The organism is Serratia sp. MMO-28 (assembly GCF_037199905.1).
Classification (GTDB): Bacteria; Pseudomonadota; Gammaproteobacteria; order Enterobacterales; family Enterobacteriaceae; genus Chania; species Chania oryzae.
Map to the genome: position 1 here is coordinate 1 of NZ_JBBCVB010000083.1, position 693 is coordinate 693.

1 protein-coding gene is annotated in these 693 nt (G+C 56.9%); it reads left to right on the top strand.

Annotated features, from left to right (window positions below; translation table 11 throughout):
• Positions 1–693: hypothetical protein (locus tag WG891_RS26625; RefSeq protein WP_337265094.1), on the top strand; the 693-nt coding region annotated here is incomplete at both ends.

A 693-nucleotide genomic window follows, 5' to 3' on the forward strand; every position in this document is an offset into this window, starting at 1 on the left:
CTGAATAACACCACCTTCTCGTTGGCCGATACCAATGCCAGCGCTCTGGCGTTGGCTGGGCTGACCTTGGGGAATGGCAGCGTGACCACGGTGGGGGTCGCCGGCACGCCGAGCAACGCAACGTTGCAGAGCTTGACGCTGAATGGCGGTAAGCTGAACTTTACCGGCGGGGCACCGTTCTCCAGCGCCGAGAGCACCATTACTACCCAAACCTTGGGCGCTAGCGGGGGGACCGTGAATCTGGTCAGCGGTGCTTCTTGGGATAACAACCTGCCATCCGCTCTCTCGATTCTGGATCAGGACCGAGGGGCGGTCACACGGCTGATCAGCGCGAACAGCGCCAGCGGTGTTGAGAATTTGACGCTGACGATTGATGATGTTGCCGTGACACCGGGGCAAGGTGTGGTCAAAGGGATTGATCAAAATGCAGTGCGTGTAGCAGAGGCAACCTACAATTACACGTTGTCTAACACCAATGCTCTAGGTGCTTTTGGGTTGTATCTGAATTACGATCTGAGCGCGATTAACCTGCTGCTGGACAATCCTAATGCCCTGATTATTGCCACCGATGTCAGCCCGGATTCCAACAAAAATCTGACTGCGCAACTGACCGGGGTGGGCGGCGTTGCCTTTGATGCCAGCAACGGGGCTCTGACCGTCACCAACAGCCAGAACAACTACACCGGTAGCACC